The following is a 12,548-nucleotide window of genomic DNA, read 5'->3' as shown; positions in this document are numbered from 1 at the left end:
GGCCGCGCCGGGTGGCCGCGAGGAGGAGTCCGCATGACCGCCGCGAGTACGACGGGCGAGCGCGCATCGCAGCGAGATGCCCGGAGCCGAGCGCGAGCGAGCATCGCAGCGAGCGCCAGCAAGCGAGGAGCGGAGCGAGCGCGCAGGCGACTGACGGCGTCGAGCGAGGCGGGAGTCGAGCAGTGAGCCAGGTCGCCCGTCCGCTGTCCGGGAGGGTCGCGCTGGTCACCGGTGCGTCGTCGGGGATCGGCGAGGCCACGGCCGTGGCCCTGGCCGAGGCGGGCGCGTCCGTGGCGATCGGCGCCCGTCGTCGCGACCGGCTCGACGGCCTGGCCGCGCGGCTCGGCGAGGCCGGCGCGGAGGTGGTCACCCTCGACCTCGACGTCACCGACGAGGCGTCCTGCCGCGACGCCGTCGCCCGCACCCGCAGCGAGCTCGGCCGGCTCGACGTCCTGGTCAACAACGCCGGGGTGATGCTGCTCGGCACGATCGTCGGCGCCGATCCCGAGGACTGGCGGCGCATGCTCGACACCAACGTGCTCGGGCTGATGTACATGACCCACGCGGCGATCGACGGGATGCTCGAGCAGGGCTCGGGCGACGTCGTGAACATCTCCAGCACCGCCGGCCGCACCGCCCGCGCCGGCGCCGGGGTCTACAACGCGAGCAAGTGGGCGGTGAACGCCTTCAGCGAGTCGCTGCGCCAGGAGGTGACCGCCCGGGGGGTGCGGATCTCCCTCGTCGAACCCGGCGCGGTGGTGACCGAGCTGCGCTCGCACATCACCCAGCCCGACGCGAGGGCGGCCGCACTGGCGCACACCGAGGGCATGCGCCCGCTGCAGCCCGAGGACGTCGCCCGCGCGATCGTCTACGTGGTCACCCAGCCGCCGCACGTGGCGGTCAACGAGGTGCTGGTGCGCCCGACGGACCAGGAGCGCTGAAGGCCCAGCTCCCTGCACCGTCCCGCCGCGGGCTCGCGAGTGGCGGGGAGCAGGGGGTCCTTCTTCAGCCGACCGGCGGGATAGGCGTGCGGACGGCGTAGAGGACGTCGTCGCGCTCGTGCACGAAGCCGACACGGGCCGCGACCGCCAGGCTCGCCCGGTTGTCGGGGCTCGTCGTCCAGGTCGGTGTGCGACCCCGGGAACGGACGTCGGCCACCACCGCGGCGGCGCACGCCGTCGACAGGCCGCGGCCTCGGGCTCCCGGTTCGGTGGCGACGCCGAGGTCCTCGAACCGCCGGCCGACCAGGAACGGGCACGCGACGGAGACCGGCCGGTCGCCGTCGAACGCGGCCCACGCCCACCCGGACGCCGCGAGTCCGGCCGCGCCGCCCCAGGTGGCGCCGATCCAGGCGATCGAGGGGGAGAGCCCGGCCAGTGCCGGCGCGTCGCCCGCTCCCAGCCGCCGGACCGCGGCGACCGAGGGCGGTGGCTCTGCCGTGGGTGGCAGGACGGCGATCACGCGGGGCCAGATCGCGGTGCCCGGGTCGATGGCGCGCAGCGTCGGCAGCCACTCGGGTGGCGCCTCGACGAACCCGGCCAGCCCGTCGACCTCGCGCGGCACCCCACGCAGCGCGACGTTGCCGCCCGACTCGGCCATGACGGTCCGCGGCGCGGGCCACCGGTCGACCCGGCAGACCCCCACGCCGGTGTGCGCGATGTGCTGCTGGACCAGCGGGCCGGGCCGCTCGGGCGCGAAGAAGCCCGCCACGTCGGCTGCGGCGACCTCGAGCACGGCGGCGGCCTAGTCGTGGAAGACCTCGATGCGGGCGCCCATCTCGACCAGCCGCTCGTAGAGCTGCTCGTAGCCGCGGGCGATGATGTCGACGTTGCGCAGCACCGACGTCCCCCTGGCCGCGAGCATCGCCAGCAGGATGCACACCGCCGGGCGCAGTGCCGGCGGGCAGACCACCTCCGCGCTCGACCAGCGCGTCGGTCCGGTCACCAGCACGCGGTGCGGGTCGAGCAGCCGGACGTCCGCGCCGAGCCGGGTGAGGTCGGAGAGGTGGATCGCGCGGTTGTCGTAGACCCAGTCGTGGATCAGCGTCGAGCCGGTGGCCGCGGCCGCGATGACGGCGAAGAACGGCAGGTTGTCGATGTTGAGGCCCGGGAACGGCATCGGGTGGACCTTGTCGATCGGCGCCTTGAGCTGCGACGGCGAGATGGTGACGTCGACCAGCCGGGTGTGCCCGTTGTCGGCCAGGTACTCCGGGGAGAGGCTGTAGCGCAGCCCCATCTCGGCGAGGGTGGCCAGCTCCACCTCGAGGAACTCGATCGGCGCCCGGCACACGGTCAGCTCGGACTCGGTGACGATCCCCGCGGTCAGCAGGCTCATCGCCTCCACCGGGTCCTCGCTGATCGTGTAGTCGACGTCGGTGTCGAGCACCGGCCGCCCGCGGACGACCAGGGTGGTGGTGCCCAGCCCCTGGACCTCGACCCCGAGCAGCTGCAGGTACAGGCAGAGGTCCTGGACCATGTAGTTGGAGCTGGCGTTGCGGATGGTCGTCGTCCCGTCGGTACGGGCCGCCGCCAGCAGCGCGTTCTCGGTGACGGTGTCGCCCCGTTCGGTCAGCACGATGGTGCGGTCGGCCGTGCCGGGCGCGGAGACCTCGGCGTGGTACCGGCCGGCGCGGGCCTCGACCTCCAGCCCGAAGGGGCGCAGCGCGATCATGTGCGGCTCGACGGTGCGGGTGCCCAGGTCGCAGCCGCCCGCGTAGGGCAGGTCGAACGACGGCGCCCGGTGCAGCAGCGGGCCGAGGAACATGATGATGCTGCGGGTGCGGCGGGCGGCGTCGGCGTCGATGCCGGCCAGGTCGAGCTCGTCGGGGACGACGAGTGTGAGGTCGCGGCCGGCCCCGTCCCAGGTCGCCGAGACGCCGATCGAGCGCAGCACGTCGAGGATCCGGTCCACCTCGACGATGCGGGCCACGTTGCGCAGCGTCGTCCGGCCGCGGTTCAGCAGCGCCGCGCACAGCAGTGCGACGGCGGCGTTCTTCGAGGACTTGACGACGACGCTGCCGCGCAGCGGCACGCCGCCGGTGACCCGCAGGTGGGTGGGGCCGGACGGGCCGACGCTGAACAGCTCCCGCTCCAGGGCCTCGGAGAGCCGGCCGAGCAGCTCGAGGGTGAGGTTCTGGCCGCCCTGCTCGATGCGGGCGACGGCGCTCTGGCTGGTGCCCAGCCGCTCGGCGAGCTGCTGCTGGGTCAGCCCACGGTGCCGGCGGGCGTCGCGGACGAGCGTGCCGATGCGCTGCATGGCGCTGACCTCGTGCGCCGGGGTGCTGGCGCCGACCTCGTGCGCCGGGGTGCTGGTGGTGGCCTCGTGCGCCGGGATGCCGGCGGCGTCTGTGGTGGGGTGGGTGGCCGTCACGAGTGGTCACGATATCTCGCATGTGAGATGCGGCGGGTCTGCCACGCCGGGACGGAACGGTCCGGCCAGACTCCAGGCATGGACGTTCTCGTGACGGGAGGGACGGGGCCGCTCGGTCGGCTGGTCGTCGAGCGCCTGCAGGGCGGCGGCCACCGCGTGCGGCAGATGTCGCGGCGGGGGACCGGTCCGGGCGGGGTGCGCGGCGACCTGGTCACCGGCCGCGATCTGCCGACGGCGCTGGCCGGTTCGGAGATCGTCGTGCACGCGGCCACGGGCGTCCGCGACCGCGCCCAGTGGGAGGTCGACGTGGCGGGCACCCGGCGGCTGGTGCAGGCGGTCGACCGTGAGCGGCTGCGGCACCTGGTCTACGTCTCCATCGTCGGCGTCGACCGCATCCCCTTCGGCTACTACCACGCCAAGTACGCCGCCGAGCAGGTGCTGCTGGCGTCGGGGCTGCCGGTGACGCTGCTGCGGATCACCCAGTTCCACCACTTCGTCGACCAGCTGCTGAGCACGGCCCGTCGCGGGCCGGTCCTGCCGGTGCCGATGGGCTGGCGGCTGCAGCCGGTGGACGTCGCGGAGGCCGCCGCGCACACCGCGGAGGTGGCACTCGGGGCGCCGGCCGGGGACGTCGTCGAGTACGGCGGACCCGAGGAGCTGACCGCGGCGGAGGTCGCGCGGGCGTGGGCGGCGACGCGTGAGCCGAACGCCCACGTCGTGGCCACCCCGGTGCCGGGCCGGCTGTCGGCGGCGGTCCGCGACGGCGGCGCGCTGCCCTCCCGCGGGGCGCGCGGGCGCCGCACCTACGCCGAGCACCTGCGCGGCTGAGGGGGAGCACGCGTATCCGCTCGACGATCATGGACCTGCGGTGGGCGACACGCCGGGAAGGTCGGTGTGTCGCCACCAGGACCTCGTGACCGTCAGTGAACTGAGCCGTGAACTCGCCACTCCCCGGCGCCGCGGGCGAAGGTGCAGCGGGCCGCCGCGAGCGCCTGAGCTCAGCCGGCCGGGCGCGACGGGACGACGAGCACCGGCCGGTGCGCGCTGGGCAGCAGCGCGCGGGTGACGTGGCCGACCAGGGTGTCGCGGGCGCCCCCGCGGCCCCGGCTGCCCACGACCACCACCGCCGCGCGGCGACGGGCGGCCTCGTCGGCCAAGGTCGCCGCGGTGGCCCGCGGCCGGCCGGCCCGCCCGGAGCAGCGGACCGTGACCAGCTCGGTGCCCTCGACGGGGGACGGGGCGGGGGAGCCCGGGGACTCCTCGACGGTGACCATCAGCCGCTTCCGGTGCGGGAACAGCGTGGTCGCCGCGGTGAGCGCCCGCTGCGCGTGCTCCGAGCCGTCGTTGCCGACGACGACCGGCCCGGACTCCACCGCCGTCCACTCGACGGTGGTCATCGGGTGGGGGACGACGAGCACCGGCACCGGGCTGACGTGCACCACCAGCTCCGAGACGCTGCCCATCGAGGCGCGCATGCCGCTCGCCCCCCGCGAGCCGACGACCATGAGGTCGGCGTCGAGTTCCTCGGCGGTGCGGGCGAACTGGTAGCCGTCACCGCCGAAGGTGCGCTTGACCAGCGGCTGGGCGTCCCACCCCGCGGCTCGCGCGAGCTTCACGCCGGTTCCGGCCAGCCGTTCGGCCTCGGCCCGGCCCTCGTTCTCCACCAACCGGCCCAGCGCCTCGGCGTTGGCGGCGCGCTCCATGACCCGGTGCCGCAGCTCGGGGGAGGTGAACGGCGGTTCCCACAGGTTCAGGATCGAGGCGGTGGCCGAGGGCAGCAGCGCCGCGGCCGCCTCGATCGCGTTCACCGCGCTCGGCGAACCGTCGTAGCCGACCAGGACGCGCAGGCTGCGGACCCCGGTGTCAGGTGCGGTCATGGCGGGCATCGTCCCCCGAGCGGGCCGATCCCGGGAGGGCCCCGGGACCGTCGACCCGCAGCCGTTCATGGACTAGGCAGGGAGGTCCCGGGGCGCAGTCGTCCCGGGTGAGGAGGCGCGGGCGTGGACCAGCAGCAGTGGACGGCGGTGGTGGCCGCCGCCACCCGGGCGCCGTCGATCCACAACACCCAGCCGTGGCGGTTCACCGCCTCCGGCGACCGGCTCGAGCTGCACCGGGACACCGAGCGGGCGCTGCCGGTGCTGGACCGGACCGGCCGGCAGCAGGTGATCAGCTGCGGTGTGGCAGCCGAGTTCGCCGCCGTCGCGCTGCGCGCGGCCGGCGTCGAGGCGGAGGTCGACCTGCTGCCGACGGCGGAGGACCCCGACCACCTCGCCACCGTGCGCGCCGGGGCGCCGCGCGAGGTCGCGCCCGCGGACGCCGCCCTTGCCGAGGCGATCGGCCGGCGGCACACCGAGCGGGCGCCGTTCCTGCCGCGCGCCGTGCCCGAGGGGGTGCTGGAGCGGATGCAGACCGACGCCCGGCCGCTCGGTGTCTGGGTCAAGACGGTCACCGGCTCCGACGAGGAGGTCGCCACCGCCTTCCTGGTCTCCCGCGCCGAGGAGCTCGAGCGCAGCGACCCCGAGTACCTCGCCGAGCTCGAGCGGTGGCTGCGCACGGACCCGTCGGCGGTGGACGGCATCCCGGTGGGCGCGGTCCCGGAGGAGGACCCGGCGACGCGGCCGTCGAACTGGCTGGTCCGCGACTTCGTGGCCGGCAGCCGCGCGCCGCACAGCTTCCTGCCGGCCGGTGACCCGGCGGCGCCCCCGCCGGAGGTGGAGCGGCCGACCGTCGTCCTGCTGGGGACCGACGGCGACGACCGGACGGCGTGGCTGCTGGCCGGCCGGGCGCTGGGCCGGCTGCTGCTCGCAGCCACGGTGGAGGGACTGGCCACCTCGCCGCTGACCCAGGCGCTGGACTGGCCGGCCACCCGCACCCGGATGCGCGCCCGGCTCTCACTGGTCGGCTACCCGCAGATGCTGCTGCGGATGGGCTACCCGTCGACCACCAGCGGATCCGTGTCGGGACGGCGTCCGGTCAGCGAGGTGCTCCGCTTCGAGCCGGCGAGGTGACGGGCGGCCACGTCCCGGGTCCCGCTGGCCCCCTGCAGGGTCCCATCCCGAGCCTGCGAGGGATGGGGAGGACGGGGTCCTCCTACGAGGCGTGGGGGAGGGTGGTCCTCCTTCAGCCGCGGCGCCGGGAGGCGGCCCAGGGGTCCTCGGGGTCGAAGTCGTCGTCGGCCTCGGCGTCGGTCTGCGTCCGGGCCGGCTCGGGGCGGGCGGCCGCGGCCTCCAGGGCGGCGTCGCGCTCGCGGGCCCGCTCGGCGCGCTCGGCCCGCTCCTGGGCGCGCAGCTCGCGGCGGGAGGGGCGCGGTCCGGCCTGCGGACGCCGGCTGAGCGCCCACAGCGCGACGCCGGCCAGCGCGAGCCCGATCGGGATCGGGTACGCAGAGGCCCGCTCGGTGCCGCCCTCGCCGAGGAACGTGGTGATGCCGAGGGCGAAGAAGACCGTCATCGCGCTGCTCAGCAGGCCCAGCAGCGCCAGCGCCGTCCCCAGGACCTCCGAGAGCGGCCGCACGCCGTAGGCCAGCGCCAGCAGCCCCAGACCGCCGCCGACGAAGTGCAGCCCGGCACCGGCCTGGTGCAGGTCGTCCTGGCTGCCGAGCGGGAAGAGCCCGACGAGGACGACGCCGACGGCGGCCGCGGTCAGGAAGGCGGGCACCATCCGGCCGCCGAGGCCGCCCAGCGCGGGGCGCAGCAGCACCGTGCCGGCGGCGATGAGCACGCCCTGCAGGACGAACGAGGCGTTCATCAGCAGCGGCGCCGCGGACCCCGACGTCCCCAGGGCGCTGATGACGTCGTCGGCGCGGCTGTACGAGCCGCCGGTCCGCAGCTGGACGACGGTCTCGACGACGAAGAACTGCAGGGTCAGCAGCCAGGCGATGGCGCCCCAGCGATACCGGGTGGGTGTCACACCGGCCATGGTCCCAGCGCGGTGCCCGGGTGCGGGGGCAGGTGGGCGAGGACGGCGGCGTACTGCTCCGGGGACAGCCAGGACGGGTTGCTGCCGGCCGGCATCCGCAGCACCTCGGCATCGCGGGCGGCCGGGTCGGCCAGCAGGTCGGCGCGGGCGACGGGGGAGGGCAGCCGGGTCAGCCGGACGGGGACGACCGGTCCGCCGTCGCGCTCCTCGGTCTCGCCGGTCACCTCGCCGAGCGCGTGCACGCCGGGGTCGGCCCGGCCGCTGACCCACAGCAGGCACGGCTGGCCCGGGTGCACGAGGTCCAGCCGGTAGGAGCGCCGGACGCAACGAGTCAGCTCGTGCGCCGCGCCCACCCGCCAGCGGGGTTCGATCAGCTCCGGCGGGCGGGTGGACTTCAGCACCCAGCAGGCGACGTCCCCCGGCCCCAGGCGGGCGACGGCGTCCCTCAGTCGGTTGCGGAGTGGACGTCGGCGCCCGCGGGGTCGGCGTCGTCGGCGTCCACCAACTGCCGCTCGTGCTCGGTGCGGTGCTGCAGCTCCTCGTCGTTGGGCCGCGCGTAACCCCCGGCGTGCTCCTGGCGGTCGCGCGGGGCCGACTCCGTCGTCTCCATGACGTCGTCGAGGTTCGGTCGGTCGGGCTCGCTCACGGGTCTCTCCACTTCGTCGGGGACGGTGCGTCGGGAGGGGCCATAGCCACCCGGGGACGGCGGTAACCCGTGATCAGCGTTGCTCGAGGAGGTCGGCGGGCACCCACGCCTCGACGAGCACGGTGCCCTGCGGCCCGGCGACGGCGTAGGTGACCCGGCCGGACCAGCCGCCCTCGCCCTGCCGCCACTCCACGAGCAGCCCCGGCCACACGCCGGGGGCGCCGGGCGGGTCGTGCACCCAGCAGTGCCGGCCGCGCGCCCGGTCGGGCCGGCTCGTCGAGGCCGGCGGCGGGGGAGGCGCCGGGGGCTCGGGTGGGCCGAAGCCCGAGCGCGCCGCGCGCTCGCCGAGGGAGCGACCGGACCGCCCGGGGTGCATGCCGCCAGCCACGCGGAGAGTGTCGCACGAGGTCGAACGCCTGTTCGACACGAGCGCCGGGTGGTGGCGGACGGTGTCCCGGGGAGGCGGCGTCCCCACCGTCCGTACCGCGGGTCACCGCCGAGGTCACTGGTGGTGACACCGCGTCCCGGGGTGGGCGTGTCATCGGCCGGACACCTACCGTGACGACAGCGTCCACGTGGCGCTGCCAGCGTCCGGTCGTCATCGTCGTCACCGGAGGTCCCTGTGCAACCACCGACCTGTCCCGGCCGCGGCACCGTCCGTGCCGCCGTCGGCATCCCCGTCGTCGTCCTCGCGGTCGCCGGCCTGCCGACCCTCGTGTCGGCCGCGCCGGCCCAGCAGGAGCCGGCCGACGTCTGCGCGGCCCCGGTGACGCACCCCATCGGTGCAGTGCAGGGCAGCGGCGCGGCGACGCCGCTGGCCGGGCAGACGGTCACCGTCCGCGGCACGGTCGTGGGCGACCTGCAGGGGCCCGACGGCCTCGAGGGCTTCCACCTGCAGGACGCCGGGGACGGCGACCCGGCCACGTCCGACGGCGTCTTCGCGCTCAGCACCGTCCCGGTCGCGCTCGGCGACGAGGCCGCGGTCACCGGCGTGCCCAGCGAGTCCTCCGGCCAGACCCAGGTCACCGCGACCACCCAGGTCGCCATCTGCACCGACGACCTGCTGCCCGAGCCGGCGCCGGCGTCCCTCGACCTGCCCGCCGACGACGCCGCCCGCGAGCGGCTCGAGGGCATGCTCGTGCGGCCGGCCGACGCGCTGACCGTCAGCGAGGTCTTCGCGCTCACCCGCTACGGCGAGCTGACCCTCTCCGAGGGCGGCGTGCTCGTGCAGCCCACCGAGGTCGCCCGGCCGGGCACCCCGGAGGCCGCCGCGGTCGTCGCCGGCAACGCCGCGCGCAGGGTGCTGCTCGACGACGGCCGGGACGACTCGAGGTCCCTCACGGACCGGCCGTACCTGTCTCCGGACAGCCCGGTGCGCGTCGGCGACGTCCTGGAGTTCGCCGAGCCGCTCGTCCTCGGCCACGCCTTCGGCGAGTGGCGGTTGCAGCCGGCCGACGGCACGGCGGACGGCGTGTTCGAGCCGGACGACACCCGCACCGTGGCCCCGGGGCCGGTCGGCGGCGACGTCCGGCTGGCGACGTTCAACGTGCTCAACTACTTCCTCACCCTCGGCGGCGCGGGCCGCGGCGCGGACAGCCCCGAGGAGTTCGAGGAGCAGGCCGGCAAGATCGTCCCGGCGATCCGGGCGCTGGGCGCCGACGTCGTCACGCTGCTGGAGATCGAGGACACCGACACCACGGGGCTGACCCGCGGGAACGCCGACACCGCGCTGGCCGACCTCGTCCGGCGGCTGGACGAGGCCGCGGGCGCCGGGGTGTGGGCGTACGTGCCGCTGCCGCAGGAGCTGTACGGGGTCCCGCGCGACGCCATCCGCAACGGGATCGTCTACCGCACCGATCGGGTCCAGCCGGTCGGCGACCCGGTCGGCCTGGTCGACGAGGCCGTGTGGGCCAACGCCCGCGAGCCGCAGGCGCAGACGTTCGCCGCGGACGGCGACGCCTTCACCGTGGTGGCCAACCACTTCAAGTCCAAGAGCCCCGGCGACGCCACCGGCGACAATGCCGACGACGGCGACGGGCAGGGGCAGTGGAACGGCGACCGCGTCCGGCAGGCCCGGTCGGTCGCGGCCTTCGCCGCCGGGCTGGTGCAGCGCACCGGCGACCAGGACGTCGTCCTGATGGGCGACCTCAACGCCTACAGCCAGGAGGACCCGGTCGAGGAACTGCGGGCCGCCGGCTGGACCGACCTGGGCGAGCGGTTCGACCCCGGCCGCTACAGCTACGTCTTCGACGGGCTGTCCGGCTCGTTGGACCACGCGCTGGCCACCGCCGCCCTGACCGCCAAGGTCACCGACGTCGTGCACTGGAACGTCAACTCGGTCGAGTCCGCGGCCTACCAGTACGACGGCGACCCGGCGCTCTACGCCGCCGACCCGTACCGCTCCAGCGACCACGACCCGCTCGTCGTCGGGATCGACCTCGACGAGCGCAGCCAGGGCCTGGCCCCGACCGTCACCGGCGCCGAGGGCGACGACGTCCTGCAGGGCACGGACGGCCGGGACGTCGTCGAGGAGGGGCGCGGCAGCGGCACCTGCGAGCAGGAGGGCCCGGCGTCCTGAGCCGCCTCGACGAGATCGGCGGTCCCGCACGGTTCCGGGTCCCGGAGCGCGCCAGATCGCCGATCCCGCCGGGGCGGGCGGCTCAGGAGCCCTTGATGCCGTCGGCCAGGGTCCGGGCCACGTCCTGCAGCAGCCGGTGCGCGGGCAGGTCCTCCACCAGCACCGGCAGCGGCAGCGACCAGTTGGGCCGGTCGGTGGTGCCGGGCATGTTCGGCCGGCGCCGCTCGCCGACGGCGTCGTCCAGGGTCGCCGAGAGCAGCAACGACGGCGCCCGGGACAGCAGCTCGTGCGCCCGCTTCACCGCCGTCTCCGGCCGGGCGTTCCTCCGCAGGCCCGGCAGCTTCTCCAGCAGCGACGTCCGGCCCCGCTCGAGCTCCTCGTCGGTCCCGGTGCCGTACTCGCGCTGCTCCTCTAGGTCAGCCCCGGTCCACAGGCCGGCCACGGTGGGCAGGTCGTGGGTGGTGATGGCGGCCATCGCCTCGTCGGGCCACTCGGCGGGGTCGTCGTCCTCGAACCACAGCAGCCGGTAGCTGAGGATGCCGTGCTCGGCCAGGGCCTCGCGGACGCCCTCCTCGACGGTGCCCAGGTCCTCACCGACGACGACGGCCTGCGCCCGGTGGCTCTCCAGCGCGACGATGTCGAGCAGGTCCTCGGCCGGGTAGCGCACGTAGGCGCCGTCCGCGGCGCTCTCGCCGGAGGGCACCCACCACAGCCGGAACAGGCCCATCACGTGGTCGATGCGCAGGCCCCCGGCGCCGGCCATCGTGGCCCGGATCGACTCGACGAACGGCTCGTAGTCCGCGGCGCGCAGCTGCCAGGGGACCAGTGGCGGGGAGCCCCAGTCCTGGCCCTGCGAGTTGAAGGCGTCCGGCGGGGCGCCGACGGACGCCCCCTGGGCGAGCACGTCCTGCCAGGTCCAGGCGTCCGCGCCGCCCCCGGCGACACCGATCGGCAGGTCCTGGATGACGGTCATGCCCTCGGTCGCCCGCTCCAGCTGCAGGTGCAGGCACCACTGCAGCCAGGCGTGGAAGGCGACGTCGCGCTCGTGCTCGGCGACGAAGTCCCCGACGGCGGCGCTGCGCGGGTCGCGCAGCTGCTCGGGCCAGGTGTGCCAGTCCGGGCCGTGGACGTCGGCCAGCGCGCACCAGGTCGCCCAGTCCTGCAGCTTCTGGCCCTGGTGCCACCACCAGTCCGGGAAGGCGGGGATGTCGCGGCCGGCGGCGTCGAAGACCCGGCGCAGCACCTCGCGCTTGCGCGCCCAGATCGCGTCGCGGTCTATGAGCTCGCCGTCGCCCAGTGCCCGGCCGGCCTCGCCGTCGAGGTCGACGGCGTCCGCGCCCGGCACCTCCTCGACCCGCAGGTAGACCGGGTTGCGGAACCGGCGGGTGGCCGGCAGGTAGGGGCTGGCCTCCTGCTGCGGCGTCGGCGCGACGGCGTGCAGCGGGTTGATGAGGACGAACCCGGCGCCCTGGTCCGCGGCCATCTCGCGGACCGCGCGCAGGTCGGCGAGGTCGCCGATGCCCCAGCTGCCGCGGCTGCGGGTGGCGTACAGCTGCACCGCCCAGCCCCAGGCGCGCTCGTCGGGCAGCCAGCAGCGGCCGGGGGAGACCACGAGCCGGCGGCGCGGCCCCCCGGGGGCCTGCAGCCAGTGGTAGCCGAGCGGGAAGTCGTCGGGCAGCTCGCCGTCGACGTGCCGGGTGGAGCCGTCCTCGAGGGTCACCTCGGCCTCGTCCACCTCCAGCACGTCGCCGGGGCGGGCGACGATGGGGGCGCGGTCCTCGAGGTCGGCCGGCGGGGTGCCGATGACCTCGCGCAGCCGCTCGATGGTGGCCTCGGCGACCTGGTGTTCCTCGTCGAGGGCGTCGAGCCAGCTGGCGTCGATGCCCCACTCGTCGGTGGTGGGAGTGCGCGTCACGCCCCGATACTCCCCAGCGCACCCGCGGCCCACACGGCACACCACGCGTGGTGCCGCCCACCCCGTCCTCCCCCCACGGCGGAGAGTGGCGACGGTCACAGGTTCATGACGGTTCGCCGCTC

12 protein-coding genes are annotated in these 12,548 nt (G+C 75.7%); 4 read left to right on the top strand and 8 right to left on the bottom strand.

The features are described 5' to 3' along the window. Window positions 1–182 precede the first annotated feature (182 nt). On the top strand, window positions 183–941 hold the full coding sequence (locus tag ACWIX7_RS00450) for an SDR family NAD(P)-dependent oxidoreductase (protein ID WP_448619664.1): 759 nt from the start codon (window positions 183–185) through the stop codon (window positions 939–941). 64 nt (window positions 942–1,005) lie between these two features. Here ACWIX7_RS00450 and ACWIX7_RS00445 read toward each other — a convergent pair whose 3' ends face one another. Together ACWIX7_RS00445 and ACWIX7_RS00440 are read right to left on the bottom strand one after the other, a co-directional pair. Then, window positions 1,006–1,734: a GNAT family N-acetyltransferase gene (locus ACWIX7_RS00445; RefSeq protein ID WP_448619663.1), complete on the bottom strand. Its 729-nt coding sequence runs from the start codon at window positions 1,732–1,734 to the stop codon at window positions 1,006–1,008. Window positions 1,735–1,743: 9 nt separating this feature from the next. Next, window positions 1,744–3,369: a helix-turn-helix domain-containing protein gene (locus ACWIX7_RS00440; RefSeq protein ID WP_448619662.1), complete on the bottom strand. Its 1,626-nt coding sequence runs from the start codon at window positions 3,367–3,369 to the stop codon at window positions 1,744–1,746. 78 nt (window positions 3,370–3,447) lie between these two features. On the opposite strand from ACWIX7_RS00440, the gene ACWIX7_RS00435 reads away from it, so the two are divergent. Continuing rightward, entirely contained in the window at window positions 3,448–4,197 is a 750-nt protein-coding gene (locus ACWIX7_RS00435; RefSeq protein ID WP_448619661.1) for an SDR family oxidoreductase, read from the top strand. Window positions 4,198–4,367: 170 nt separating this feature from the next. Here the strand turns inward: ACWIX7_RS00435 and ACWIX7_RS00430 are convergent, their stop codons facing one another. Continuing rightward, window positions 4,368–5,246 carry a universal stress protein gene (locus tag ACWIX7_RS00430; protein WP_448619660.1) on the bottom strand — a complete coding sequence of 293 codons (879 nt, stop codon included), beginning with the start codon at window positions 5,244–5,246 and terminating at the stop codon, window positions 4,368–4,370. Between the two features lie 123 nt (window positions 5,247–5,369). Here ACWIX7_RS00430 and ACWIX7_RS00425 point away from each other — a divergent pair, with 123 nt between their 5' ends. After that, entirely contained in the window at window positions 5,370–6,377 is a 1,008-nt protein-coding gene (locus tag ACWIX7_RS00425) for an Acg family FMN-binding oxidoreductase (protein ID WP_448619659.1), read from the top strand. Window positions 6,378–6,489: 112 nt separating this feature from the next. On the opposite strand, the gene ACWIX7_RS00420 is transcribed toward ACWIX7_RS00425, so the two are convergent. From ACWIX7_RS00420 to ACWIX7_RS00405, 4 genes are all read right to left on the bottom strand, one after another. Beyond that, window positions 6,490–7,287 (bottom strand): DUF998 domain-containing protein, encoded by a 798-nt coding sequence (locus tag ACWIX7_RS00420; protein WP_448619658.1) that lies wholly within the window; start codon window positions 7,285–7,287, stop codon window positions 6,490–6,492. Continuing rightward, window positions 7,275–7,688: a hypothetical protein gene (locus ACWIX7_RS00415; protein WP_448619657.1), complete on the bottom strand. Its 414-nt coding sequence runs from the start codon at window positions 7,686–7,688 to the stop codon at window positions 7,275–7,277. The genes ACWIX7_RS00420 and ACWIX7_RS00415 overlap by 13 nt, the downstream gene beginning before the upstream one ends. A gap of 44 nt (window positions 7,689–7,732) precedes the next feature. Then, entirely contained in the window at window positions 7,733–7,933 is a 201-nt protein-coding gene (locus tag ACWIX7_RS00410) for a hypothetical protein (protein ID WP_448619656.1), read from the bottom strand. Window positions 7,934–8,006: 73 nt separating this feature from the next. Next, a complete protein-coding gene (locus ACWIX7_RS00405) occupies window positions 8,007–8,321 on the bottom strand; it encodes a hypothetical protein (RefSeq protein ID WP_448619655.1) in 315 nt (104 codons plus the stop codon). Between the two features lie 234 nt (window positions 8,322–8,555). Here ACWIX7_RS00405 and ACWIX7_RS00400 point away from each other — a divergent pair, with 234 nt between their 5' ends. Continuing rightward, window positions 8,556–10,511 (top strand): ExeM/NucH family extracellular endonuclease, encoded by a 1,956-nt coding sequence (locus ACWIX7_RS00400; RefSeq protein ID WP_448619654.1) that lies wholly within the window; start codon window positions 8,556–8,558, stop codon window positions 10,509–10,511. Between the two features lie 82 nt (window positions 10,512–10,593). Here the strand turns inward: ACWIX7_RS00400 and malQ are convergent, their stop codons facing one another. Continuing rightward, window positions 10,594–12,426 carry a 4-alpha-glucanotransferase gene (gene malQ / locus ACWIX7_RS00395; protein ID WP_448619653.1) on the bottom strand — a complete coding sequence of 611 codons (1,833 nt, stop codon included), beginning with the start codon at window positions 12,424–12,426 and terminating at the stop codon, window positions 10,594–10,596. Window positions 12,427–12,548: the final 122 nt, after the last annotated feature.

The organism is Geodermatophilus sp. URMC 65 (assembly GCF_053502545.1).
This window is presented reverse-complemented; position numbering and strand designations above follow the sequence as displayed.

Coding starts and splice junctions, on each gene's coding strand:
- ACWIX7_RS00435 (WP_448619661.1), top strand. CDS start 3,448: ATGGACGTTCTCGTGACGGGAGGGACGGGGCCGCTCGGTCGGCTGGTC.
- ACWIX7_RS00430 (WP_448619660.1), bottom strand. CDS start 5,246: ATGACCGCACCTGACACCGGGGTCCGCAGCCTGCGCGTCCTGGTCGGC.
- ACWIX7_RS00420 (WP_448619658.1), bottom strand. CDS start 7,287: ATGGCCGGTGTGACACCCACCCGGTATCGCTGGGGCGCCATCGCCTGG.